At 61.4% G+C, this 23,438-nt stretch carries 22 protein-coding genes and 1 tRNA gene; 3 read left to right on the top strand and 20 right to left on the bottom strand.

The window, feature by feature from the left end; translation table 11 throughout:
• Positions 1–37: 37 nt before the first annotated feature.
• The 19 genes from HALTADL_RS10910 to HALTADL_RS10830 all read right to left on the bottom strand — a co-directional run bounded on the left by HALTADL_RS10910 (position 38) and on the right by HALTADL_RS10830 (position 18,378).
• A tRNA-Thr gene (locus tag HALTADL_RS10910) sits at positions 38–109 on the bottom strand.
• Between the two features lie 67 nt (positions 110–176).
• Entirely contained in the window at positions 177–842 is a 666-nt protein-coding gene (locus HALTADL_RS10905; RefSeq protein WP_089672936.1) for a DUF7114 family protein, read from the bottom strand.
• Positions 843–887: 45 nt separating this feature from the next.
• On the bottom strand, positions 888–1,724 hold the full coding sequence (locus HALTADL_RS10900) for an NAD+ synthase (protein WP_089672935.1): 837 nt from the start codon (positions 1,722–1,724) through the stop codon (positions 888–890).
• 144 nt (positions 1,725–1,868) lie between these two features.
• Positions 1,869–2,312, bottom strand: coding sequence for a phage tail protein (locus tag HALTADL_RS10895; protein WP_089672934.1), 444 nt, complete (start codon positions 2,310–2,312; stop codon positions 1,869–1,871).
• A 6-nt stretch (positions 2,313–2,318) separates the two neighbouring features.
• Positions 2,319–2,534, bottom strand: coding sequence for a DUF6760 family protein (locus HALTADL_RS17385; RefSeq protein WP_321166915.1), 216 nt, complete (start codon positions 2,532–2,534; stop codon positions 2,319–2,321).
• Positions 2,535–2,539: 5 nt separating this feature from the next.
• Positions 2,540–2,941, bottom strand: coding sequence for a hypothetical protein (locus HALTADL_RS10890; RefSeq protein ID WP_245708424.1), 402 nt, complete (start codon positions 2,939–2,941; stop codon positions 2,540–2,542).
• Positions 2,938–3,099: a hypothetical protein gene (locus HALTADL_RS17380; protein ID WP_162551716.1), complete on the bottom strand. Its 162-nt coding sequence runs from the start codon at positions 3,097–3,099 to the stop codon at positions 2,938–2,940. The genes HALTADL_RS10890 and HALTADL_RS17380 overlap by 4 nt, the downstream gene beginning before the upstream one ends.
• The gene (locus tag HALTADL_RS10885) at positions 3,096–3,548 is read right to left on the bottom strand and encodes a phage tail protein (protein ID WP_089672933.1); all 453 of its coding nucleotides are present in this window, start codon (positions 3,546–3,548) and stop codon (positions 3,096–3,098) included. Before HALTADL_RS10885 ends, HALTADL_RS17380 begins: the two co-directional genes overlap by 4 nt.
• Positions 3,549–3,553: 5 nt before the next feature.
• Positions 3,554–5,260, bottom strand: a complete 1,707-nt coding sequence (locus HALTADL_RS10880; protein ID WP_089672932.1) for a phage tail sheath family protein — start codon at positions 5,258–5,260, stop codon at positions 3,554–3,556.
• Positions 5,261–5,354: 94 nt separating this feature from the next.
• Complete coding sequence (locus HALTADL_RS10875; protein ID WP_089672931.1) at positions 5,355–6,596, bottom strand: hypothetical protein; 1,242 nt, start codon at positions 6,594–6,596, stop codon at positions 5,355–5,357.
• A gap of 75 nt (positions 6,597–6,671) precedes the next feature.
• Entirely contained in the window at positions 6,672–8,846 is a 2,175-nt protein-coding gene (locus tag HALTADL_RS10870) for a phage tail protein (RefSeq protein ID WP_089672930.1), read from the bottom strand.
• A 2-nt stretch (positions 8,847–8,848) separates the two neighbouring features.
• Complete coding sequence (locus HALTADL_RS10865; protein ID WP_089672929.1) at positions 8,849–10,831, bottom strand: putative baseplate assembly protein; 1,983 nt, start codon at positions 10,829–10,831, stop codon at positions 8,849–8,851.
• The gene (locus HALTADL_RS10860) at positions 10,828–13,956 is read right to left on the bottom strand and encodes a baseplate J/gp47 family protein (RefSeq protein ID WP_089672928.1); all 3,129 of its coding nucleotides are present in this window, start codon (positions 13,954–13,956) and stop codon (positions 10,828–10,830) included. The genes HALTADL_RS10865 and HALTADL_RS10860 overlap by 4 nt, the downstream gene beginning before the upstream one ends.
• Positions 13,953–14,351 carry a GPW/gp25 family protein gene (locus HALTADL_RS10855; RefSeq protein ID WP_089672954.1) on the bottom strand — a complete coding sequence of 133 codons (399 nt, stop codon included), beginning with the start codon at positions 14,349–14,351 and terminating at the stop codon, positions 13,953–13,955. The genes HALTADL_RS10860 and HALTADL_RS10855 overlap by 4 nt, the downstream gene beginning before the upstream one ends.
• Before the next feature lie 5 nt (positions 14,352–14,356).
• Positions 14,357–14,644, bottom strand: coding sequence for a PAAR domain-containing protein (locus tag HALTADL_RS10850; protein WP_089672927.1), 288 nt, complete (start codon positions 14,642–14,644; stop codon positions 14,357–14,359).
• Between the two features lies 1 nt (position 14,645).
• On the bottom strand, positions 14,646–15,395 hold the full coding sequence (locus HALTADL_RS10845) for a phage baseplate assembly protein V (RefSeq protein ID WP_089672926.1): 750 nt from the start codon (positions 15,393–15,395) through the stop codon (positions 14,646–14,648).
• Complete coding sequence (locus HALTADL_RS10840) at positions 15,395–16,414, bottom strand: phage late control D family protein (protein WP_089672925.1); 1,020 nt, start codon at positions 16,412–16,414, stop codon at positions 15,395–15,397. Before HALTADL_RS10840 ends, HALTADL_RS10845 begins: the two co-directional genes overlap by 1 nt.
• Positions 16,415–16,416: 2 nt before the next feature.
• Positions 16,417–17,094 (bottom strand): CIS tube protein, encoded by a 678-nt coding sequence (locus HALTADL_RS10835; protein WP_089672924.1) that lies wholly within the window; start codon positions 17,092–17,094, stop codon positions 16,417–16,419.
• Positions 17,095–18,378: a hypothetical protein gene (locus HALTADL_RS10830; RefSeq protein ID WP_143054153.1), complete on the bottom strand. Its 1,284-nt coding sequence runs from the start codon at positions 18,376–18,378 to the stop codon at positions 17,095–17,097.
• Positions 18,379–18,955: 577 nt separating this feature from the next.
• Here HALTADL_RS10830 and HALTADL_RS17375 point away from each other — a divergent pair.
• Both HALTADL_RS17375 and HALTADL_RS10810 read left to right on the top strand, forming a co-directional pair.
• Positions 18,956–19,486, top strand: a complete 531-nt coding sequence (locus HALTADL_RS17375) for a hypothetical protein (RefSeq protein ID WP_143054152.1) — start codon at positions 18,956–18,958, stop codon at positions 19,484–19,486.
• Between the two features lie 1,583 nt (positions 19,487–21,069).
• The gene (locus HALTADL_RS10810; RefSeq protein ID WP_143054151.1) at positions 21,070–21,483 is read left to right on the top strand and encodes a hypothetical protein; all 414 of its coding nucleotides are present in this window, start codon (positions 21,070–21,072) and stop codon (positions 21,481–21,483) included.
• A 6-nt stretch (positions 21,484–21,489) separates the two neighbouring features.
• On the opposite strand, the gene HALTADL_RS10805 is transcribed toward HALTADL_RS10810, so the two are convergent.
• The gene (locus tag HALTADL_RS10805) at positions 21,490–22,104 is read right to left on the bottom strand and encodes a DUF4255 domain-containing protein (protein ID WP_089672918.1); all 615 of its coding nucleotides are present in this window, start codon (positions 22,102–22,104) and stop codon (positions 21,490–21,492) included.
• A gap of 181 nt (positions 22,105–22,285) precedes the next feature.
• On the opposite strand from HALTADL_RS10805, the gene HALTADL_RS10800 reads away from it, so the two are divergent.
• Complete coding sequence (locus HALTADL_RS10800; RefSeq protein WP_089672917.1) at positions 22,286–23,395, top strand: hypothetical protein; 1,110 nt, start codon at positions 22,286–22,288, stop codon at positions 23,393–23,395.
• Positions 23,396–23,438: the final 43 nt, after the last annotated feature.

Raw genomic sequence — 23,438 nt, 5'->3', positions numbered from 1 at the left:
CCGGTGTACGGAACGAAAGACACTGAGAAAGACGTGAAGCCTAGGCCGGAATTTGAATCCGGGCTCTCGTCCTTACCAAGGACGCGCTTTACCGCTAAGCTACCCAGGCACGCAATCAATCGTTGGCCGGATATGCTTTTACGCGTTTCGATTTGACGGCGCTGCCGGGCGATTTTCTACCCCTCGCTCGCCGAGGAGGGTACGGCCCCGTCGACTCCGTTCGACAACTCAGTCAGTCGACTCACAGTCAACTCCGAGAGCACGATCCCGGCGGCCGACAGCTCCTCGCCGTCGGCACGGGCGAGATCGGCCGCAAACGAGAGGACAGCCTCCGAGGGGTTGGTGTCGACCGCCGTCAACCCCGCCCGGACCGCCAGCGCGAAGATGTCGGCTTCCAGATTCCGGTCGAGGGTGTCGACATCGGCATCCGGTCGACCGCGCAAGGTCTGATCACGGCCGAACGACTGGACGGTGGTGACCGCGGCCGCGGAGGCTTCGGTCTGCGCCAAGAGGTAGAAGCCACGCGAGACGAACACGTCAGCAGCGAGTATATCGATATCCGCATCGATCTCGTCCGTTTCGGTGTCAGTCCATGGCTCGGCGTGGGCTATCGACCGCGTGAGTCGAAGCCCTTCATAAATGAGTTGGACGCCAGCACTCCGTTCGGCCAGCGAGTCGAGGTCGACCTCCGGATCACTTGCCTGAGCACTCAGGAAGACGAGCACACCGGGAGCCATCGACGAATCCGCGAGTCGGTCGTACAACACCTGACGGAGGTGTTGTGGCTCAATATCGGCCACTACCTCCCGTGTCTCGGCCCGAGCCCGCGCGGCAGTATCCATCTATTATTGATAGAATCGCAGCGAACAAAGACCTTTGGAAACGGCCTACAGATCCAGCGGCTCGGGTGCTGGCGGCATCGACCGCTTGTGTTGGCTCCCGGCAACCAATTCTTCGATTCGCTCAACCTCCTCGCGGCTGACACCATCCAGCGCACGCACGGTGGCGGCCGTCGACAGCGGGCCGTCGATATGGAGCGCGAGGATCGCGTCGACCCGGTCGTAGCCGACTCCCATCTCCGACTCGTCGGTCTGACCTTCCCACATACCTGCGGTCGGTGTCTGCATCACCAGATCGTGAGGGACGCCGATATGGGCGGCTAGCTGGCGGACCTGCTGTTTGTAAAGCCCCCCAATAGGGTTGCAGTCGACGGCCTGATCACCATATTTTGTAAAGTAGCCGGTCATCGCTTCGGCACGGTTGCCAGTCCCGAGAACAACCCGGTTTTCAGCGTTTGCGACGAAATAATTCAGGACGGCTCGGGTCCGGACGTAGACGTTGCCGGTCGCCAACTGGCTGTCGGCTGCCTCGGGGACGGCGTCGAAGAACTGCTCGGCGATGGGCTGGATCTCGATCACGTCGTACTCGATGCCGAGGTCCTCGGCAACGCGCTCGGCATCACTCATGTTCTCAGGGTCGTTGACCTCACTCGGCATGACGAGTCCGTGCAAGCCATCGGCACCCAGCGCGTCGACCGCGAGATAGGCAGTCGTCGTCGAGTCGATCCCACCCGAGAGGCCGAGTGTGGCACCCTCCGCGCCAGCAGCGTCGACGGTCTCACGAATGAACGAGACGAGGTGGTCGTGAGTTCGATCCAGCTCCGACTCCGAGAGTCGGAGATCCAACGGGGCATCATCTGAAAGAATATTGGCGTGACTGCTCATATCTATACCTTGGCCGGGATCGACTAATAGGCTCGTATTCGGCCATCCTTGTCGACGTATGTCCAGTTTAGAGCCGGTCAGCGTTCAGATACGGTCGCAGTACGACAGTTGAAGCGTCGACTAGCCGAACTGGGAGTTCGACAACTACTCCGGCATGCCGGAGAGCGTGTCGAACCGCTCATAGGTGAGTTCAATCGATTCGATTGCCATTCCGTTTGCGCCGCCGGTGAGATCCGGGCCGCTCCATTTGATCGGGTAGGCATTAGTGAACTCCCACCCCCACGCGCTTTCACCTTTGAAGCCGGATTTGAGTTTGAGCACGAGCGTTCGCCGCTTGATCGTCCCGCTCATCACCTCATGGAGCCAGTTCCAGAAGGTCGTGTCCTTGGTCAACCCGCGCTGCAAGACGAGGTTGGCGTGCGCAAACTGGCCGGGCAACTGGTGGACGTGGTCGTTGACCCCGCCCTCTTGATAGCTGACGGTATCGAGTTCCATCGTCAGTCCCGACACCTCCGAGAAGCCAGCGACGGGCTTGCCGTCGACTTCGAGTTCGAAATTATACTGCGAATATGGGTTTTCGGTTCCCATCAGCGATCACCCCTCGAACTCCGGGTTGACCAACTCGATGCCGCCGCTGTCGGCGGCTGATCTACCACCGGCATCTCGGTTGAGTTTCTCATTGATCGCGCTGATCTCATCGCACCACCGGTGTCGTTCCCAGTGGGGCATCCGCAGGACCTCATCGTGGCTCCAGTTGAAATGGTAGGCCACGAAGGCAACCTCTTCGTACAGTTCGTCGGGATCGTACAGCGGGGTTAGCTGGTCGTGTTTCCCGGCATCGCCTCACCGTCGTCGACCGCATCCATCCCGGTCGGCTCTAGGCCGCTTGCCTCACCGGGAACGGCTGACTGGGCGTCATCGGGCGTGTTGATCTGCTCGTAGAGCGACTGGAGGAACTCTAAGTCAGTAACGAACAGCGATTCGATCACATCGGGGTCGACTGTCTCTAGATCGCCGAGTTCGGTGACGACCCGCGACAGCAGGACGACGGTCAGATACGAGGAGTTCGACTGGACGCGCGGATCTTTCAGCGGTTTGATCTCGTCTGCAGCGGTTGCTAGTCGCATCCGACCCTCCTTGTGGAGGGTTCCGTCGTCGTCGACGTACCCCTGCGGCAGGGTGAACTCGTGTTCAGTCTGCAGCGCAGAGTCGGTCATCTGCGACCCTCCGTGGTGCCGCAGGAGACGACCACTCGCTCGGGCTGTCGCTGAGCACGGCCCGTGTGGAGATATCCCTGCTCGTCAACCCGGCTCTCGTCACCGAAGTGGTGGGTCGACACCGTATATCGGTCGCTGTAGGGTTTACTATCGGTCATACGTCTTTTCGCACCATCTCGTCGAAGGTGATAATGTAGGTCTCGGTGGCAACGTTGTCGCCACCGCCAGCTCCTGAATTGAGCGCTGGTGGCTGGTACTCCTTGGGCCAGGCCTTCGTGAAGTTCCACCGCAGGTGCGACTCGCCCTGTTCGTCTTGGAGAATGACTGCGATCTCCTTGCGGGCCTCGTCGAGATTGCCGTCGACGACGGTCTGCCGCCAGTCGAACATATCGCTGTTTTCCTGTTTGGAACCGCGTTCGAGGATTAGATCGTCGTAGACGGTCTTGCCGCCGAGAGCGCGGTCGTGGGTCGGGTCGTTTCCTTCACGATACTCAACCTGTTCGGTTCGCTCGGTCGGAATCTCGACGCGGCGGAAGCCGCCGATCTGAATCCCATCGAGTTCGATCCGAAACCGGTTTGCTCTGAGTGGTCCGTGTCTATCTGGCATTGGTATTAGGCGTCAGCCGTCCATTGGCCGATTCTGAAGATAACGAACTCGGCGGGTTTGACCGGCGAAATGCCGATCTCCACGATGAGTCGTCCATTATCAATGTCGTCCTGAGTCATCGTCTCCTCGCCACATTTGACGTAAAACGCTTCGTCAGCAGTCGACCCCTGCAGGCCGCCGTCACGCCAGACGGTCGTCAGGAAGTTCTCGACTGATTGGCGGACGCGGGCCCAGAGATCCTTGTCGTTGGACTCGAAGACTGCCCACTCGGTGCCTTCCTCAATGGACTGTTCGACGTAGAGGAAGAGTCGACGGACGTTGATGTACTTCCACGAGGGGTCGCTTGAACAGGTCCGGGCACCCCAGAGCTGGATGCCACGACCCTGGAAGCTCCGAATACAGTTGATCCCCTTCGGATTCAGGAGATCCTGTTCGTCTTTCGTAATCTCGTGTTGGAGTTCGACTGCACCGCGAACGGGCTCGTTTGCGGGCGCGGCATGGACGCCGTGAGTCGCGTCGCTGCGGGCGATGATCCCGGCGACGTGGCCACCCGGTGGAACGAGCTTCTCGCGGTTGGTGAAGGGGTCCGACACTTTGATCCACGGATAGTAGTAGCCCGCATACGAGGAGTCGACGGGTGTCTCCATATCCGAGACTGCGCCGGCGACCTGCGGGGCCTGCAGGATCGCAAACCGGTCGCCTTTGTTCTCACAGTGGGCAACCACAGCGTCAGTCAGTCCGGTGATCTTGTTCTCGTCGGGAACACAGACCAGCGAGATATCGTCGTGCTGTGTGAGACCGGCAAGCCCGGTTCGCATCCCGGGCTGGTCGACGCCCTCGTAATCGGAAAGCGAGACTTCGTCACTATCTGGTTTCGAGGAGAGATCCGAGGCGACATCGACCTCAACCTCCTGCTCGCCGTCGCGGATCGCTTCGAGATCTTCTTTCAGATCGGCCTTCAGCTGACTGCTGTCGACGCTCTCGAAGGGTTCGCTGAGATCCTGTAGTTCGTCCTTGTTTTTCTCATCGAGGTCCTCTGGGATTTGAACGGTCTGCTGGCCGCCGTCGGTCGCTGCCGACGCCGAGTCACTGGCCGTCGAGAGCCACGTCAGTCCCGCAACCGGCTGACCGTCTGCGAGGTACTCTGCGTCGACGAGCACCGAACCAGCGAGCTGTTTCTCGTAGAACTGGCTGGATTCGGGATCAGCCGACAGATCCTCGAAGGTATGGTCGATATCCGGTGCTGGGCTCGGCTCCTCGGCGGCAGGCTGGTCGACACTCTCGATATCGGTCGACCAGTAGCGAACGGTGAGATCGAAGAAATCGTCGTGGCCGTCCGAGACGATGACGGCCATGCTGTTGGCCCAGTCGCCGGGACCGTTGGCCGACACCTCGAGAACTGACTCCGCGTTGTCGTCAGCAAGTTTCGCGGTTGCAATATCGTCGTGATCAGCAGCGGTGACGCGACCGACGTAACACCGACTGCCGCCGTTTTTAAAGTAGCCGTCGACGGCGGCATCGAGATCAGACGAGGCGGGACTCGCACCGAAGGTGCGTTTGAACTGTCCGAAACTCGTAATCAGTGTTGGTTCAACCGGACCACGCTCCGTCTCGCCGAGGAAGCCAGCAGTGCTCGTGCTTGCTCCCTCTACGGATTTGGTCCCGGTGTCTACTTCCTCTACGTACACTCCAGGGGATTGGTATTCTGGCATTTGTATTCCGTTGTGGAATTCTGGTTTGCCGCACTGTCTGTCTGAAACGGTACATAATATACGGTTGTCGCTTTGACATATATAGTTACGTAATTTACAATTCTGCAGTGGCTGAATGCAACAGATCGAGGTCGACAGCGGCCTCCGCAACGCCGTCGAGTCCAACAGCGACGTCTTCGACGGGCTGATCGGCTTCGAGCGCCTCCCGAAGCTCCGCAACCGCGTCGAGATAGCGGTCGACCGTCGACTCGCTGGTGATGCCGGAAAGCTGGTCGCCGAACGCAGCGAGCGAGGGATACAGTTCGCGGAGCGTCGAGAGATACTGATCGGTATCAGTGTAGCTCTCGGCGCGACTCGCGTCGTCGACCTGCTGGGCAATCTCGCGGGCCGTCTTACTGACTGGGCCGCTGTGGTCAGCGAACATCTCGGCGGTCGACCGAAAGAGACGGGCGGTGGTGTCGAGCGTCTTCCGCAGTAGATGGGTTGTGGCAGTCTGCTGGCGGCGTTTCACGTCGGCCAGTTCGGACTGGAGGTAGTCGACGCGTTCGTGAATACCGTCTACCTCCGCGGGATCAAGCTGTGGCTCGGGTGGCTCCGCCTCAACCTCGGTTTGATGTGGGTTCTCAGTGTCGGCAATGTGCTCGATAAGCGTGGCATACAGCAGGTCGTGATCGTAGGCGTACTCCGGCTGTGGCGCAGTCTGAGAACGAACCCAACTGCCGTCGGCCTCTCGTTCGAAGCCGCCGAGATACACCGCTGTCTCACCGTCGACATCGTCGGACCGATACTTCTCGTGGTAGCCAGCGGCGATCCGGTCGGCGACCGTTCTCGGATCATCAGCACTGGTGTTGGCCGCGAGATCGACCATCGGAATCGACTCCTGATCCGGTGGAGACTCCCGGTAGATGAGTTCGAATACCTCGACGTGGCGATTCGCTTCCGTCTCGGAGGGAGGGCCGTCGGCGTCAGGAACGGGTACGGATTCGAGGGCGACTTCGTCGAACCGAACGAACAGATGGATCTCCTCGCCCTCAGGAGCCGGGACCGATTTCGTCGTCGGGCTGTCGACCACAATGGGTCGACCCACGCCATCGATGGCGACGCCTGAATCAACCGAGATAGCGAGTTCACCGTCGGTCGACTCGACGGAGCGGACCCCCAGCCCGCGAACGATGCCCGACCCAGTCGTGTGACGGGTCACCAACTCTAGCCGTTCGGCGTGGTACTGCTGTTCGGTCCGCATATCCCCCGCCGTCATCAGCTTCCCATCAAAAAACCGGTTTTTCTCGAACTGATTCGTTCCCGTCGTGTCGGTCTGCTCGCTGTCGTGGACCATGAAATGACAACCTACTGTACTGTGCCGAACAATCGTATTTAGATCTACGTTTTATTCGACAGATCGCGGCTGAAATCAGTCGAGAACAGCGGTGTTACCGAGCGGTGTCTCACCGAGTTCCAACTGTCGCTCCGAAAGTCGGGTGTTAGAGCCGAGGAAGCTGTCGGCACCGAGTGTAAACGCCGGTTCTAGTTCGACGAGTGAGCCTTGGACGTGGGCTGGCGTTTCCTCGCGGATGATCGCTTCGACCGCCTCGCGGTGGTCAGGTTCATCAAACGGTCCGGCGTAGACCGCCACGGATCGCTGGGTGGGCAGGTGTGTCTTATAGGCGTCTCTGTGGACTGTCGACTCGATGGCGTCGAGATCCTGTGGTTCGAGAATACAGAGCCCGTGGTCGACGCCGGACAGATCGGCAGTGCTGGGCCCCGACGATCCACTGGGCACCATCCAGTCGGCCGGGGGCGTTTTCGGCGGCGAGAGGTGGCGCAGATAGATGCCGAGCATCTCGCGGAGTCCGTCTCTGGTGGCCCGCTTGCTGTGCAGTTCGGGACCAGCCGCCAGTAGTTCGCGGGTCGCCGCAATCGGCCACTCGGTCGGCGTGTCGACGCCGATCCACTCGGCGAGCCACGGGAGCCCCTCGGCTGGCACGGCCGCCGGGTCGAGATACTGCGTAACCGATTCGACTTCCCGTTCGATATCGGAAAACAGGACATCGAACACGGACAATAGCTGTTCGAGGAACGTCCCAGAGGTCTCGTCGGTCCGATACAGCTCGGGGAGATACTGAAGCGACGACTGTCGCGGCCAGAACGCCCGCACGGAGTTGACGCGAGGAGAGGCCGTCGGCGTCCCGAGGAGTTCGAGCCGAACGGTGAGATACTGGCCGGTTGCCTCGGACAGCAACACGTCGGTCGACGTCGACTCGACGGTCTGCCACTGGCCCGAAAGGGCGGTCTCGGCCGCATCCAGCGCGGTATCGAGACATTTCTCGGCATCTCCAACCGTTAGCTCGTCGCTCAGAGCGGCCAGTCCGGCCGGTTCGTACGAGAGCAACTCCCAGACGGTATCGATCCCGTGGTCGACCAACAGCGACTGGCCGAGACCGGTCGCACTCGACAGCGGTTCGTCCAGCGGAGAGGGATCGTCACTGGCGAGATACGATAGCCGGAGCCGTGTGCTCGCGGTCGGTGCTTCGCGGTCGACCGTCAATCGGTGCCACTGGATCGGCGATCCGGCGTCGAACTGCCGGTAGGCACAGCCGCGATAGCGGTCGCCCGCCCCGCGAGTGTAGGTCTCGGTCGGAACAAGTCTGCAACAGCGGTTGGCGTCGCCGACCACAGCATACGAGGTGCCATCGCTGTTTGCGACCGGGGTTCGAAACACACGACAGCCGCCATCGAGTCGGGTTCGCTCCCGAAGCGTCGACGTTTCGGGGTCGAGGTCACCAACGACCGTCTGGTCATCGAGTTCAGTCTGTCCCGTCACCAACAGCGGCGCGTCGACCGCAGTTCCAAGCCGTGTCGGCGTCACTGGCTCACCGTCGACCGTCTCGAACTCCGAGAGCGGAAACAGACCGGGATCACATTCGCCGTCGGGAGCGAGTTTCCGAATCCGGCGCTGCCGCCCCGCCAGAATCCGGCCAGCGAGGAGTTCGCCCGTCGCGGCCTGTTTTTCGACCTCCTTGTGGGTGGCTTGAGCTTCGAGAACGTAGATCGACCCACGCTCGTCGACTGTCATATCGAGCGGCCGCGAAAGCGAATCACAGACGGTTGCAGTGGTGCTATCGGTCTGCAACGCCTGAACCGACTCGGATGCAGTATCGAGCAAATAGAGCGACCCACCGGCGGCCGCAATGGTCACCGGCTCCGAAACGTCGGTCTCGATGGTTCCAATCGGCTGCTGGAGACGCGTGGATATCACTGCCAGAGTCCCAGTTTCGTCGACTACAGAGAGCCGACCGTCACTCACACAGATCGCTCGCGGCGCAGCTAGATCGCTGCCCTCGGCCGACCAGAGACGGTGTTCGACCGACCGTTGGTCGTCGTGGCGGTAGACCGCGGCCGACGACCGGAGCGTGTAGTAGACGCCGTCAGCGTCGACCGCGATATCAATCGTCGACGATTCGAGCCGGTCGACTGTCAACAATGGCTCGGCTGCGAGCTCGATACCGCCACCGCTAACAGCGGTATTTCGACCAGCCCACTGTCGCCAGTCGGTCGTAGTTAGCGTCGTGGCTGCGGAAAACTCCATAGCTATCTCCTCCCCCTCGACCCGCGAACGGTGGTATCGATCTGGAGATTCTCGATGTAGAACAGTGTCTCCTCGTCGATCCGAACAGTCCCGTCAGGCGTTACTGAGCCGCCACCCACCGTCCGAACCGAACACTCCTCGACGTGATCGACTGCCGGGAGGTCGACGAGCTGGTCTCGAAGTTCGGCCGTCGTGACTGACCGACCGAACGGCCAGCCATCCCCCTCGAAGCCACGAATAGGATCGAGATAGGCTTCGAGATGGGTTTCGATGGCTGCCTGACCGCCGCCAGTCTCGTATCTATCAGTGACAGTTACTGAAACGGTGAGATTCAACCCGACGTATGTCGGTGGGTCCACGGTGACACGGTCGGTCACCAGCCGGCGGTGGTCGAGCTGTTGCTGGACGGCTCGACGGAACCCGTCGCTCGGTGTGGGTCGGGTCACGTCCGGCGGCGCGTACGGAACGACGACGACCGAGATCGGGGATCGATCCGTGTCGGGCAGACGGACCGTCGACCGAGCGATCCGGAGGCCGGGGGTCCGTTCGGCGAGCGTCGTATAATCCGATTCAGTCACTGCTCGGGACGGAGTTTGGCGGTCACGGGTATAGCGGTCGACGGCTGCTGTGATTGATTCGGCCTCACGACCGCCTGTTGCGGCCGATTTGGGAGTGACGTCGACCGACGCCAGTGTGCTGTCGCCAAGCGGCTGGTCGCCATCGCTGAACCACCAGCGAGCGGTCTCCGGCACGTTTCCATCGGGACCGCCGCCCGAGACGTAGGATGCGGTGACATCGGCGTCGACCGGCGGTCTCGCGCCACGTTCGGCGTCGCCGAACGTGAGTTCGCCCACCGCTTGATCGAGCACGTAGTGGCGGTCAGCGGGTCCGGAGGCATCGAGGTCCCTGACTTCGGTCCATTCCTCGCCGTCGACTGTCACTGTTGCCGACAAAACGGGGGCATGGTCGAACCCGTAGGTTCGGGGAGCGAGGTCGGTCGACCCCTCGGTTGGCTCTAGGCGTTCCTCGTGGCGTCGACGGTGGCTTGCTTCGACAACGTTCAGCTCGACAGTGTTGAACTGTGGCGGGATCTCGTAGCCTGCGGTCTCGACGCGACACCGGAGCCAGATCAGTCCCGGCTGGTGGCCGAAGAGACCACGGTCCTCGCAGCCCCACGCTGTCGGCTCCCACGTCTCGGGGCGCTCGAGCCTCACGAACCCCGTTTCGTAGCAGCTGGTTGTGGTATCGGTGACGACAGTCAGTGGTTCCCACGCTGCATCGGTGTCACCCTCGCTCCCGTCAGGATACCGTCGACAGTACTCCCAAACGAGTTCCACCGACGGATCAAACGTGACTGCAGAACCATCAGTATATATCGTGGTATCGTCCGACGTGGGGTCCGGGAGATCGGCATCGTCGAAGTCGACGAACAGCGAGAGCTCCCCGACCGATTCGAACGGGTCGCCATCGAAGCCGAGCACGAGCGCCGAGCCGGGGGTCGGCTCGTCGCCGAACGCGCGGTAGCTGAGACCGTCGGTCTCGTTGGCGTTCGTCGTCGTTTCGTGACCACGGTCGTGGTCGACGACGACTGCGGCGAGGTCCGCGTCAGTCACCGTCGTCGCGTGGTCAGTTGTGAACACTTTGTGGCTCCCCGAGCCGTCGTCGACCGTAAGTTGGGTTCCCGCAGGGAGCCGACCTGACTGCCCACCGGCAGTCGACAGATCAAGCCGAACCGACGCTGGCTGCGGTGGCGTCGGCCGCACACCCAGCAGCTGGAGATACTTTTTGCGGTGAGAGTCCGTGATCTGGTCCAACTCGTAGCTGTGGGTTTCGGTGAGCCACGCCAGCAGTTCGATGATCGTGATCCCGGGATCGTGAGGGTTGAAATCAGTCCACGCTTCGGAGTGTGCCGAAACGAGCGTTTTGGCTCGGCTCACCAACTCCTCGTGGGTCACCTCATCGAGCTGTGGAACGTCGATACTCATCGCTCATCACCGACCTGAACGCTGATCTCGTGGGAACCAGTACAGACCAACCCGTCGACTGGTAGCTGCATCGAGGACAAACCCCGCCTCAGCTGAACCGTGTCGTCGCCGATCTGCACCGTTGTCGACAGCTCCGTGACTGTATCCACGCCCGGAACCGAGTTGAGAAGCGACGCCAGCGAATCAGCCGTCGGTGGCTCGCCGAACTCCCAGCCGGTACCCTCCGATCCACCCGTGATCGGATGGAGATGCGCCGCGAGTGTCGATTCGATCTCGGTTTTGAGTCCGGAGATGCTCGTGACGCCGGTCGACTGCACGGTTGCGTCGACCGAGACTGGCGTATAGCTCGGACCACGGACGGTGATCTGGGATCTCTCGCCGTCGGTCAGTCTCGCCGGAGCCGCCTCGCTGACCGCGTGCTGGACTCGCCCTTCGAGTTCGGTCGACGGTCTGGGCCGCTCGTGGTCCGTATCGGGGACGATCAGCAACGTGATCCCCGGCGAACGGTCTCCGTCGGAGCCTAGCTGCGGTTTGCATTCGACAGCAGCAAGCTTCCGGACGGCCGTGGCCGCGACCTGCTCGAAATCCGCAGCCGTAACTGCCTTCCCCCGCGTCCGAATCTCACCTGCCACCCGCGATGCGACCGCGTCCATCGACTCGCCACCAGCACCACCGTCGGCCGGAAACGGGTTGTCGACCGACTCGACCAGCGAGATTGGGGTTTTAAGATGTGTTACCGCGCCGGCCTCGACGTTGCCGCCCTCACCACCGCCGGTAGTGTACGTCACGCGAACCGGGTTCCCTCGCGGCGGGATCCGTCCACTGTTGCCGTCACCGAACCGAATCGTTCCCGCCGACCGGTCGCAACGATAGATCCGATTCTCGCCGCCAACACCGACAAACTCCGCAACGGGCGTCCATCTGACCCAAAAGGACTCGATATTGCCGTGGTCGTCGGTAACGATCTCGACGCGGTCGGTCGTCTTACGCAGGTCAGCCCGTTCGGCCGTCGACAGCGAGTCGGCCTCATCAACCCAAACCTCACAATCGAGCAGCGGGCCATGGGCACACGTGAATGCCTGATTGGCCGAGCCATCGCTTGTGCCGAGCGTTTCGTCCTCGACCGTACGAGCATTGTCAGCCCACTGCGTGTTCAGGTACAGCCCCTCGACGACCGGTGGCTGTGCGGTCGGCTCGGCCGGACTGTCGACCGCAGGCTGTGTCGGCTGTGAGTTGGTTCCCTCGTCGGCTACAAACGAATCCTCAGTTACGACCGCACGAAGCCAGTGACAGTGGGTCCCGAACCGTTCGTGTGAGGTCGTCGACTCGGGAAGCTGCAGCGAGACGATGCCGCGTTCGGTCACCCCACTGGTTCCGTCGTCGACCGGGAGCCGCGACCAGCTATCGGTTTCGGGATCAGTGCAGTACTCCCACTGCACGCCGGGGTCGAACCCCTGCGGATGGGTCGTCTCCGCAAGCGCGGCAAAGAGTGGAATCGGCCCGTTCCGCAACGTAGCATCGAAGCCGAGATACAGTGTCTGGTGTGCGTCCGGAAGCCGTTTGAACGGCCGATATCCGCCCGCCTCGGCCACTGGTTCACACATACCGTTGTTTTCGGTCACGACATGCGCAAACGGCGAGTCAGTGTGTTCGTACTGCAACGAGATGCTACCGTACTGCGGCGACGCCGGTAGTTGGGCTGTGTCAGTGTCGTGATCAGGTAGCCCAACCGCTGGCTGCCCGTAACTCCCACCGACGAGTCGACCGCGAATCCAGCGGGCTTCGTGACCCGACACCGCCGTCTCGGCGATATCGTCGGGAACCGTGAACTGTACGTCACCAGCCGCTTGGAGGTTGTTGGTGTCGTCGGATCGAACAGCCAACCCTGCCCAACCGGTGCCGTTCCAGTACTCCCACGAGACCTCGGGTGGACCACTGAGTGCGCCAAAATCGACATCTGTCGGGCTCTGCGTACCGGTGCTAGCATCGTCCGAACCGTCAGTAGTCGACGCCGACTCGCTGGCCGTGTCCGTCGATGGCTCGAACGTGAGCGTGACGAGACCACCGAGTTTAGTGAGGGCCTCGGACGCAGCGAGATACAGTGTCGACGAGGGCTGTGGCTGGCGTCCGAACGGTCGTATCTCTCCGTCTCCATCGAGATCAAGCGGAACGTCGTTTGCGAATGCTGCATCGGGAGTAAGCCGGTCGGTTTCGGTCGACTGGCCGACCGTCGCACGAACCGACTCGATCTCAGTCGTGAAACAAGCCGATGCTGGCTCGTCGAGCCGACACCGAATCCACCGGCTTTCGATCCCTCCAACCGTTGTTTCGACCAGTTCAGCCGGTAGCTGGAGCCGAACTGAATGCTCCTCGTCGGTCGACGGCGTGGGCGTCGACTGTTGGTCCACTGGGTAGCTGAGACCGTCATCGGTTCCGATTCCCGACCCGGCGTCGCCTGCCGGAACGCTGTGCCACCCCTCTGTCCCCTCGTCGTCACCACCGTAATACTCCCAGACACACCCCTTATCGAGTGCAGAGGCGTCGACCGATCCCTGAAACTCGATCTCGATTACCGAGCCAGGATCAACTCTGAGAAGCGAGCTATCGCCGAGATAGATCGCGTGCTGTTGGCGGTTCTCACCCGCAAACAGCTGTTGGGAGTCACCGTCAGTCAGCGGCTCGTGTGAGAGGAGTCGGTCGGTCGTGGGGTCGACCGCGTAGCTCTCGGTGAGCGAGGCGGGCGTCGCCTCGAACCCTCGGCCCTGTGGAATCTCGAAGGGTTCGGTCTCACCGTCGCTCGATTCGGCAACGACCTGCGTTCCACCCGGAACGGGCACGTTGCGGTCAAGGTCGGTCGAAACCGAAACGGACAGCGGAAGCCGGGCGGCCTGCGGCGGCTGTGACTCCGCGCCGAGAGTATCGAGAAACGCCGCACGCTGCTTTGTCGGGAGTCGGTTGAGCTGCCCGATGAGATCCGTTCCGAACTCCGAGCCGACCCGGAGCAACACGCTCGCCATATCCTCGGAACTCGATTCCCAGCCGTCGACGTACTGGTCGGCCCGCTCGGTGAATTCGGCCAACAGCTCTTCTTGACTCCGGTCGTCGAGCGTCGGAGGCTGGCTCATCCGTCACCCTCCGTCAGGTAGAACGGATACACCATATTCGAGAGGCTGTTGGTGGTTCTGACGTGGTAGTCAATCTCAATCAACACCTTGTTCGGCTGCTGATCGTCGGTCCGGGCGTCGACCGACTCGATATCGATTCGGGGTTCCCACCGGACCAACGCTTCTTGGACGCTGCGTTCGATCATGTTGAGCGTCGCGGGGTTGGCGGCCGAAAACAGGTGTTTGTGGATGTCACAGCCGAACTCCGGCCGCATCAGGCGCTCGCCTTTCGCGGTCCCGAGGATGATCCGAATCGATTCACGGATGTCGGTCTCAGCTGACGAGGCCGCGACATCGCCACGATGGTCGGTGTCGACCGGAAAGCTCCAGCCGGTTCCCAAAAACTCCTCACTCATCGAAATCACCCAATGTGGACCGACGGACAGCCCGAGGCAATCGTGTTCGGCGGGCCGTTTTCGATCACCTTGTCGCCGAGCCGGGTCGCGGGCAGCTTGTTGATAAACACCGAACTACTACCCTTCAGAACCGATCCGCCGACGTGCGGAACCACCCCACTCGTCAGCGGACAGGTGTGGTGATCCAACACCCGCCACGCTGGTTTCTTGCCGATCATCACGTTCGTGCTACACTTTCCAACGAGTGGTGTCCCGTGTGCAGTCGCATCGCCGAGTCGTGCTGCCGGATTCATGTTAGTTAAGAAAAATCATCTTCCCTTTGATATTTAAAATCGCGCCTGCCTCGATGGCCATCGCCATCGTACTGTTTATATCGAGTTTCCCGTTGCTCGACAGGCTCGCCTTCGACTTGCTGGAGAGATCCAGTGACTGTGTGGCCCCGATGTCGACGTTCTTGTCGCCACGAAGTTTGATCGTCTTCGCCGACAGTTCAAGCGTGTCTCCAGCCTCGATAGAGACGGTATCCGACGACGAATCAAGCCGGATACGATTCGTTCCGGATTTGTCGCGTATGTCGACCTTTTCTTTCCCGTCCGCATCGTCGAGCGTGATCGTGTGGCCAGCCTTTGTTTCGATCTTCAGGTGGCCGCCATCGTCGGAGTTGTCATCAAACTGGACGCGATGCCCTTGTCGGGAGACGATCTCACGGATATCGTTGTTCCCGTCGCTGTTTTTCTGTGGCGGTTTGCGGTTGCCGTTCCACAGCGACCCAATGACGAACGGCTGGTGGACGTCGCCGCCCGCGAAGGCGACCAGAACCTCGTCGTCGATCTCCGGCAGGAAGTACGAGCCGTACTGTTTGCCGCTCATTTGGGTCGCAATCCGGGCCCAGTAGCTTTCGTCGTCGGCCTCGCGCCACGGGAACCGAAGTTTCACGCGGCCCAGATCCTTGGGGTCCTCGTTGTCGGTGACGATGCCGATTCGGACTCCGTTGATCCCGTCTCGGTTCTTGGTCGACCGGTCGAAGATGTCGGCGTGATCCATCAGGCCACCTCCATTGCCTCGAAGGTCGTCCGATAGCCGGAGCCTCCCATCCGATGGGTCGCGTTGGTAACGTAGTAGTCGCCGGAAAATCGGCCACCCAACTCTTCGAGCGTGACGACCGCTCCGGCCCGAATTTGTGGGTTGCCGTCGGCTTCCCCGTGGCCATCGATTCGGCCGTCAGCGTGTCGACTGTGCTTCTTGTCCGCGATCTGTTTGGCTTCGTTTCGTGACATAACTGGCACTCTGAATACTTCGGTGTGGTCTGCGGATGTGCTGCCTGCGGTTGCGACGATCTCTTCGGCGGCTTCGGCGTCCCACGACCGAACCTCGACACGATGATTGGATTTGGTGTCGGTAATCTCGGCATAGAAGTCGTGCAACGCCTCGCCGTACCAGAGTTCGGCCACTGGTTTGCTGTCGCTGCCACGGCCCGTCTGTGGCCGAAACCGGACCGTGTCGCGCTCCGCAAAGAAGGCAAAGCCATAGTGGTCGGCCAGTGCCTCAAGAAATCGGTAGTCACTCTGATTGTCTTGGATCAGTTTGACGCGCTTGATATCCGCATCCTGCACGTCGACAGTCCCGAACGGGTACGACGAGAGAATATCTTTGACGGCCTTGCCGACGGTCGCCCCCTCCCACGACCGGGAGTTCGTGCCGTTCATCAACCCCTTGAGGAGACCGAACCCGCTGATAGTGACAACCGGCCCTTTCTCGACAGTGAACTCCGAGTGAATCGAGCGAATAGAGCCGGTCAGCAGCGATGTGAGCGTCCCATCGCCGCCGTACCCCATTGCGATCTCGACATCGGTACCGATCTCAAACGTGCTCCAGTCGAGCCCGCTGAACTCGCCCAACTCCTCGTCGAAGGGGTAGTTGAGCGTGAACGAAAACCGGTCGGCACCGGAGAGCGTGGTTTCGACGACCAGATCGGCGATCCGCCCGCCCGGCTCCTGAAACGTTGTCGAACCGATGTCGACGGTAAATCGCGGCGAGTATCTGGGTTGGAGGTTGGGGCTCATCGTTACAGTGGAGGCAATTCGAGCGTGTCACCGGCGCTGAGCTGCCGGGGGTTTTGTACGTCGTTTTTGTCGGCTATCGTCCGCCAGTGGCTCGAATCGCCGTACTCCTCGGCGGCGATCAGCCAGAGTGTATCGCCCTCGGCGACCGTCCACCGCTTGGTTTTGTCGGTCGACTCCGGCGAGACCTTGGATTTGTGGTAGTCCGCTGTCTTGTACTCGGTGAACTGCAACGAGACGCGTGCACGGATCGGGACGCCGCTCGGCAGGAACTTGGTGAACCGCTTTTCGGCGTGTTCGACCATGGCGGTGAAATCGATTCCCTCGCCCCAGACGAACCGACAGACCGGCGGCGCGTGGAGTTCGCCGTCGACCGCCAGCAGTGTGTCGATCATGTCGGTGTACTGTTTCCGAACGTCGACCGCCTGCTGGTTCGGATCGGAGCCGTCGAGTTCGTCGGTGGTGTCGAAAAACAGCTCCATAGATAATGTCTCAGCATTGCCGTCGACGAACTGCATAATTGAGGCCCCTGAGCCGGTGGCTTTCAGTTCGCCGTAGTTGACGCTCTTGCCGACGGTGTACTCCGAGGGGTTGAACTTGCAGTCGATTGTCTTGCCCTCCTTTTTGCCGTTGAGGATGAGTATCTGTGCCGTTTCGAGTTTGCCGCTGTGTGTGCCTGACATTTAGAATCCCGTCCGTTCGCGTTCGATCCGTAGTTTGCGTTCGAGCCGACGATACAACGTCTCGACTACGCGGTCGACGTCGGCATCGTAGGCCAGTGACTCCGCGCCGAGCGACCCGTCGAGACCGCTCCGGTCCGACTGCCGGTCAGTGTCCTGTCGATGGTGGTGGCGTCGATTCGGGGTCTGGTCCGTCTTCGATTTGGGCTGATGGTCGGGCCGGTCGACCGAATTGAATGGCTCCGACTCAGCCATCGTCTCATCGCGCCGCGTCGACGCTGGCTGTGGGTCAGCCCGACCAGCCACACCGCCACCAGCCGAGGACCGCTCGGGTCGCTGTCGGGGAGAGTCGACACGACGCTTGGCACTGTCGCCCGCGTCGGCGTCACCATCGTGAGCCGTCTGTCTCGATGACTGTTTGAACGTCATCTGGGGTCGACCATCGGTTGTGTTCGATTTTGCGCCTCTCGTGGCAGTCCCCGAGCGCGCTGGGACCATCTTCGGAGCCATCGAGTCGATTGCCGTTTCTGACTCCGTTTCGCCGGGTCGGGTCGCGGTGGCGGCCGTGGACTGCTGGGAGTGCTGGGAGTTTCGGCCACTGTGGGCCGTCCAGTCGACACCACCAGAAACGGTGGCTGTGGTCCCGCCAGCACGGTGTCGACGGTCGTCATCTTGGTCGGCGACTCTCGGGTGGCTGTCCATCGCAGCCACTGACAGCACAGTCGCATCATAGCTAGTCGACATCCGTGTCCGGTCGACGGACCGCTCGTGGATCGAACCGGCCGTGTCACCGCCGGACATCGCTCCCGCCGTCGATTGTCGATGGTGTCGGAGCCCGACAGTCGACTCCGGCTGGGCTTCACCACGGTGTGTCTCGACCGCAGCCGGCCCAGTAGCTGCGTTGGGTGTTGATTGCTGGTGTCGATCCAGTGAGACGGCGTCGGAACGGGGAGCCGTCGACAGCGTACTCGGTGGGTGTTGCCCTCGCAGTCGACCGGTGTCGGCGAGTCGATCCCACGATACGACGCCCTCGGCAGATCGCGAGGCGAGACCTGCTGGCAATGAAAGCTGGGGCAGTGGTCTGGGCTCAGTCGACTGCCGGGTGGCAGCGGCACCCTGTGAGGAGTCTGCTCGGGTGATCGCCGGTGACGCGGCTCCAATTCTGCGTGGCGTGCGATCCGAAGGTCGAAAACGTTCGGACTGTTCGCTGTGTGCCTTCGACGTATCGGCTTTCGATGGCCAGTACTCGCTCGGTGTCGCAATCGAGCCAGTCCGGACCGGAGCCATCGCCGACTCGACAACGACCGGTGTCGACTGAAGCGGAGTCAGTCGGTGGTGGGGTTCCCGATCCTTAGATGCTGATTCAGGCGAGCCAGACCCAACGGAACGAGATCTAACTCGCTTGAGTTCAGTGGACGACTGCCGTGGCCGCCGCTGGGTCGCGTGGTCGGTGGTGTCCCGTAGACGAGGGCCATTGGAAACTGTTCGACTTGGGAAGACAGTAGCAAGGGCTGGGTGAGACTGCCCACGACTGGCATCGTCGGCCGATCCGAGACTCGTCTCAATGGATCGGTACGTCCCGACGGCAGTCGACCGGATGGCACGTGGAGTCGTATTCGTGGGAGGGGTAATAGTCGCATACGCTGTCTGAGGTGCCGCGTGCGCGCTCGGAGATGATTCTAGAGAACCGGATGAGAATCCTGTAGAACCGGATATGAAGCTGCGTCGACCATCGGATGCCGACTGGCTCCGGTCGGTGGTCGCGATGGCCAATCCGACCGTCTCTGGCTGCTGGCGAGCGTCAGCCGCATTCGGAAGGTTTCGATCAGGCGTCGACACCGATGAGCGATGAGAGAGCGCCGAGGTGTGCCGGTCGACAGTTCGACCGGCGACCGAGGCAGTCGACAGCCGAGAGACGGCGGTCTGTCGTGGCTGTGTGAGTGACGCCCAGCCACCGACCGAATCGACAGCCGGGCGTCGACCGGTTGCTTCCGGTAACAGCGTCGGCGTTCGAGTTTGTCCCGTTCGTGACTGTCGACGGGAGACTGGGTGGCTGGCTGACTGGCCGCCATTCGTCGGGGCTAGCCGGCGGTCATTCCTCGGAGTCGCCCCACGGTCGACCGTCACAGCCATCGAGGTGCCGGGAGCAGCGCCGGATACCTGTGTCCGTGCTAATGCCGTCTCAGAAGTTGACCGCCGGTGGTCCTGCCGAGAGTGCTGTTCGGTCAACGTACCGCGGCCAGCCGAACCGGTCGACTGTGTGTTCCGAGCGCCAGCCATGCCTCGGGATCGATTCCCCGACTGGACTGGCATCGGCGACTGGGACTGCAGCCGTCGGTGGCCGACAACCGACCGTCGACGGCTCGTCGAGAACAACTCACGTACAGCGGTTTGATCGTTGGAGGTCGCAGCCCTCGCCGAAAGCCGTTGCCGTGGTTTGTGGCGGCTGGTGTGCTGTCGAGTCGGCGACCGGCTGGTCGTGGGTCCACCGGTGACGGTCGACGGCGGCTGAGAGCGTGCCTGATGACTAGCTTGAGTGGCTGACTGTGTCGGTTGCAGTCGACGCTCGGGACCCGAAACTGCGCTGCGAGCACTGGGTAGAGTCCGAAAGACGCGTGCGTTCGACTCGACAGCGTCGCTGGAGAGTCCGGACCCGGAAGGAGGCCTGTCGAACTGAGAGCGCTGAAGGGTCGATGGTGTCGACGCAACCGAACTGCCGGAATGAATGAACGGCCGCAGTATCGAGATGTCTGCAGTCGAAGGCTGTCGCTGGGACTGCCTCTGTTGACCAGGTGATTGGATCAGTCGACCCGATGATGGCCGCCGCCCGGACTGCTGTGCAGTGGTGAATGGGCGGTCGTAGTGTCCACGACCTGCTGTGGCGGTCGGTGTCGCCTCCTTCGGCTCTACATCAGTTGTCTCTCCAGCAACAGTCACGCCCACGCGCTCCGAACGGGGTTTCGGTCTCCGAGCCGACGGTACCGAGAACATTGCTCCACTACCACTCGGTGGTGTGGTACCGTCAAGTGGGTCGACAGCAGCCAGTCGGTGTCGGGAGGGTGCCCGGCTACGGTGGGTACTGTCGGGCTGTGTAGCCAGTGAATCAGTACTCCGTGGCCACGAGACACGTCTTGTCGTCGGAGTCTGCGAACGGTCGACTGCCGATAGCTGGTTGACCGACTGCGGGGGTGTCGTGTCGGGGGGTGTAGGCCGACCAGCCGCCGTCGACGTTCGCCGGGAGGGTAGCCGTCTCCGTGAGGGAGCCGACTGGGAGCTGTCGACAGATCGGTGGGTGTCGACAGATAGCCGTCCCGACGAGTCGACGGGGGACCGATCTGGTGTCGGAGTGTGCGGCTGCCAGACTGTCTCAGCCGTCGACAGTCCCGGAGGATCGGGCAGTGACACACGCCGAGACGGCTTGGCGTCATTGACAGACGCATGGATGGTCGGATCAGAAGCAGAGTAGCCATCTGATACCGTAGCCGACTCCACTGTCGACGCAGAGAGACGGCGCGAGCGGTCATGCTCGGCCGAATAAGACTGTAGTTCCGCCAGTGGCCGACGGGACCGAATCAACGGTCGGGGGACGTGTGAGTGTTCTGTGGGGCCGGCGTCCGCAGGAGTGGCCACCTGTCGACGCGAACCCGTAACCGACACCAGCGTTCGCGGATCATGACTGGCAGCGATGGGTGAGACAGAGTGCGCAGTTGTGTCGGCCGGTAATCGGTGGCGAAGATCAGTCGACGGACCGGACTGTGTGCTGCGAGTGGTCAGATTAGGATCACTGGCCATCGAGATCGGCGTCTCGTGGTCGACCGGCGACCCAGATATGTCGGGGGGAACTGGCGACCCAGCCGCCTGCAGTGAGCCATTCGTAGGATGAGGTCCATCTGCAGGACGTGGGACATCTACAGGACGTGGGACAGCTGCGGGATGATCGAGTGGCGAGTCCGGGTCGGTTGCGTCGACACCGAACGTATGGTCACGAAACGTGAGCCGTGCTGGGCTGTCGTAGCGAGCGATATTGAGGCCGAGCAGCCCGGCGAACAGGCCACCATTGCCGAGGCGTCCAGCAGTCGGCTCCATTCCGTCGACCGTTATCAACCCGAGATTCGAGTCAAAATCAATCCCAGTCGTGATGGTCTCGATACCGCCAGTCCCGCGATCAGACTCCCCGAGAGTGTCACTGACGGACTCGGTGACCGCAATCTCCCGAACTTGTGGTTCAAGGGCTCCGTCATCCCACCGGCTGCCGTTCATAGTCGACCACCGACAGAGATCGGACTAACAAGGGCTGGAGGCAATCCGAGGGCTGTCGACCGAGTGCCGGTCCAGTACATCGTCTTGGTAGCTTTGGCCGACATCTCACGTTTAAAATTTCGTATCGGTTGAGGTCGACTATCGCTCGGGCGTGCGGTCGACTGTCGTCTCGCGATCAGTGACCGGCGTTACCTCCTCACGCTGCCGGGAGTCAATGAGTACCGGGCCGACGTGGTAGACCGCCGATGGCTGGAAGGCGGCCTCGGGGACCGTCGACCAAAGCCCAGTGAGTTCGTCGACCGAGGTACTGACCAGCGAGATCTGCAGGTCGACGTCCGGATCGAGGGAGCCGGTGAGCTGATCGTCGCTCAGGACGGCGTTGTCGTGGAACGTCTGCATCGCCAGCCCCAACACGCGCTGCTGTTCGACTGTCGCGGCTGTCTCGTCGTCACTCCCACCACCGGGGTAGGCAGTCACCAGATAGTAGAGATCAAGCGCGAGCGGCGGCTCCTGGGAGACAGTTGGATCGCCTGCCGCGTGGGCCAAATCAGTATTTTTCATCGAGGCGTTCTCTTCGATCCGATACAGCGACACCGAAAGCCGTGTCTCGGATTCCTCGTCGACTGCGTCGGGCGCAACCAGCGAAACCGACTCACCGCCCATCGAAAACACGTCATCGCGGGCGGCAAACTGGTCACGAAGCAGTGCAACCAGTGTCTCGCTTACGTCCGCAATCGCGGTGTATGTGGCCATAAGTATCACCTACCGTGCGGACCCTGTTGGACAGTCGACTGGAAAGGACGATGCGACTCTCAGAGCCTGCCCATACCCAGTAATATGTGTACAGTTCACAGTGATTGAACGGAACTCTCGCAAATAAGACCTTTCATCGATACAGTATTTTAAATGTGATAACCAGTCCAGAACAGCACAAATGGTCGTCAAACGTGTTCGAAAGGCAGGCAAAAAGTACGCCGCACAGTACCTCCGGCTCACGGTTGTGTCGGTCGTTGTCGCAGCAGTTGTGACAGCTGTTGTCGGAGCGGTCGGGACCCCACGTCGACTCTCATTGCTGCCAGAACGGCTCGGTCCGCCGTTTGTGGGTGTTTTCCTCCAAACGTTCGTCGTCTGTTTCGTGGTTGGGTTGGTGGGACGCCTCCTCAACCAACACAGCAGTGACATCACACAGTTCTGTAGCGACCGCGTCGACCCGCTGGTCGAGCGATGGAACGGGCTTGCCCGACGCGCGCGAGCGATCATCACTGGTGTGCTGACCGCAGCTATCGTCGGTGGTATCACCGCAACCGTGGGCATCGTCTACGCAGTCCCAATATCGCTGATCGTAGGCGTCAGCCTCGCTACGTGGCCGGTCAGTACCTACTGGGTGTTGCGACAGCCGCACCCAACCGAAGTATCATCGACCGCCGAGGAGTCGATTGCCGTTCGAAGTGGGTATGCCGAACTCCGCCGGTTGGAGACACGGACGCTTGCCTCACTGGTCGGCTTCGTGATCGGTGCGGCCACCGGCGGTGGACTCTGGTTTCTGGGCGTCGACACGGCAGCGTTGGTGATCGTCGCCGGGCTGGTCTGGCTCGTCGGGACAGTCATCGTCTACAACCGATACGAGACGGGACTGACGCGGCGAACGGAGCTTGCTATCGTCGGGACCACAACCACGGACGACGAGATCGAATTGGCGATCAAAAACGGCGGGAGCGAGACCGTTGGGCTGACGAACGCAACGATCACCGACACAACACGGACGCGCTATCGGCTCGGACCCCACCTCACGCTACAGCCGGGCGCGACGACCACGGTAACCGTTCCGTCGACGTTCACGCTGTCGCCAACGACTGCCGAGCGAACGCTCCCGCTGGGCTACACACTCGACCGGAGCCAGGAGACGCCGATTATCTACGCCCGAACCGGCTCAGTATTCGAACTCCAACACGACGGAGTCGACGAGAACCCGGCATGGACTGGCGGTGAGAGCTACAGTTCACAGTCGACACCGATTTCGGAGGCCGCACATAGTCAGGATTAACAGCATATTCGGGTTGTTTCGGAGCAGAGCTTAGTAATCGTTA

Source organism: Halohasta litchfieldiae (genome assembly GCF_002788215.1).
In the GTDB taxonomy this organism is placed as follows: Archaea; Halobacteriota; Halobacteria; order Halobacteriales; family Haloferacaceae; genus Halohasta; species Halohasta litchfieldiae.
Note: the sequence above shows the minus strand (reverse complement) of the source record. Positions and strands in the feature narration are given on the sequence as shown.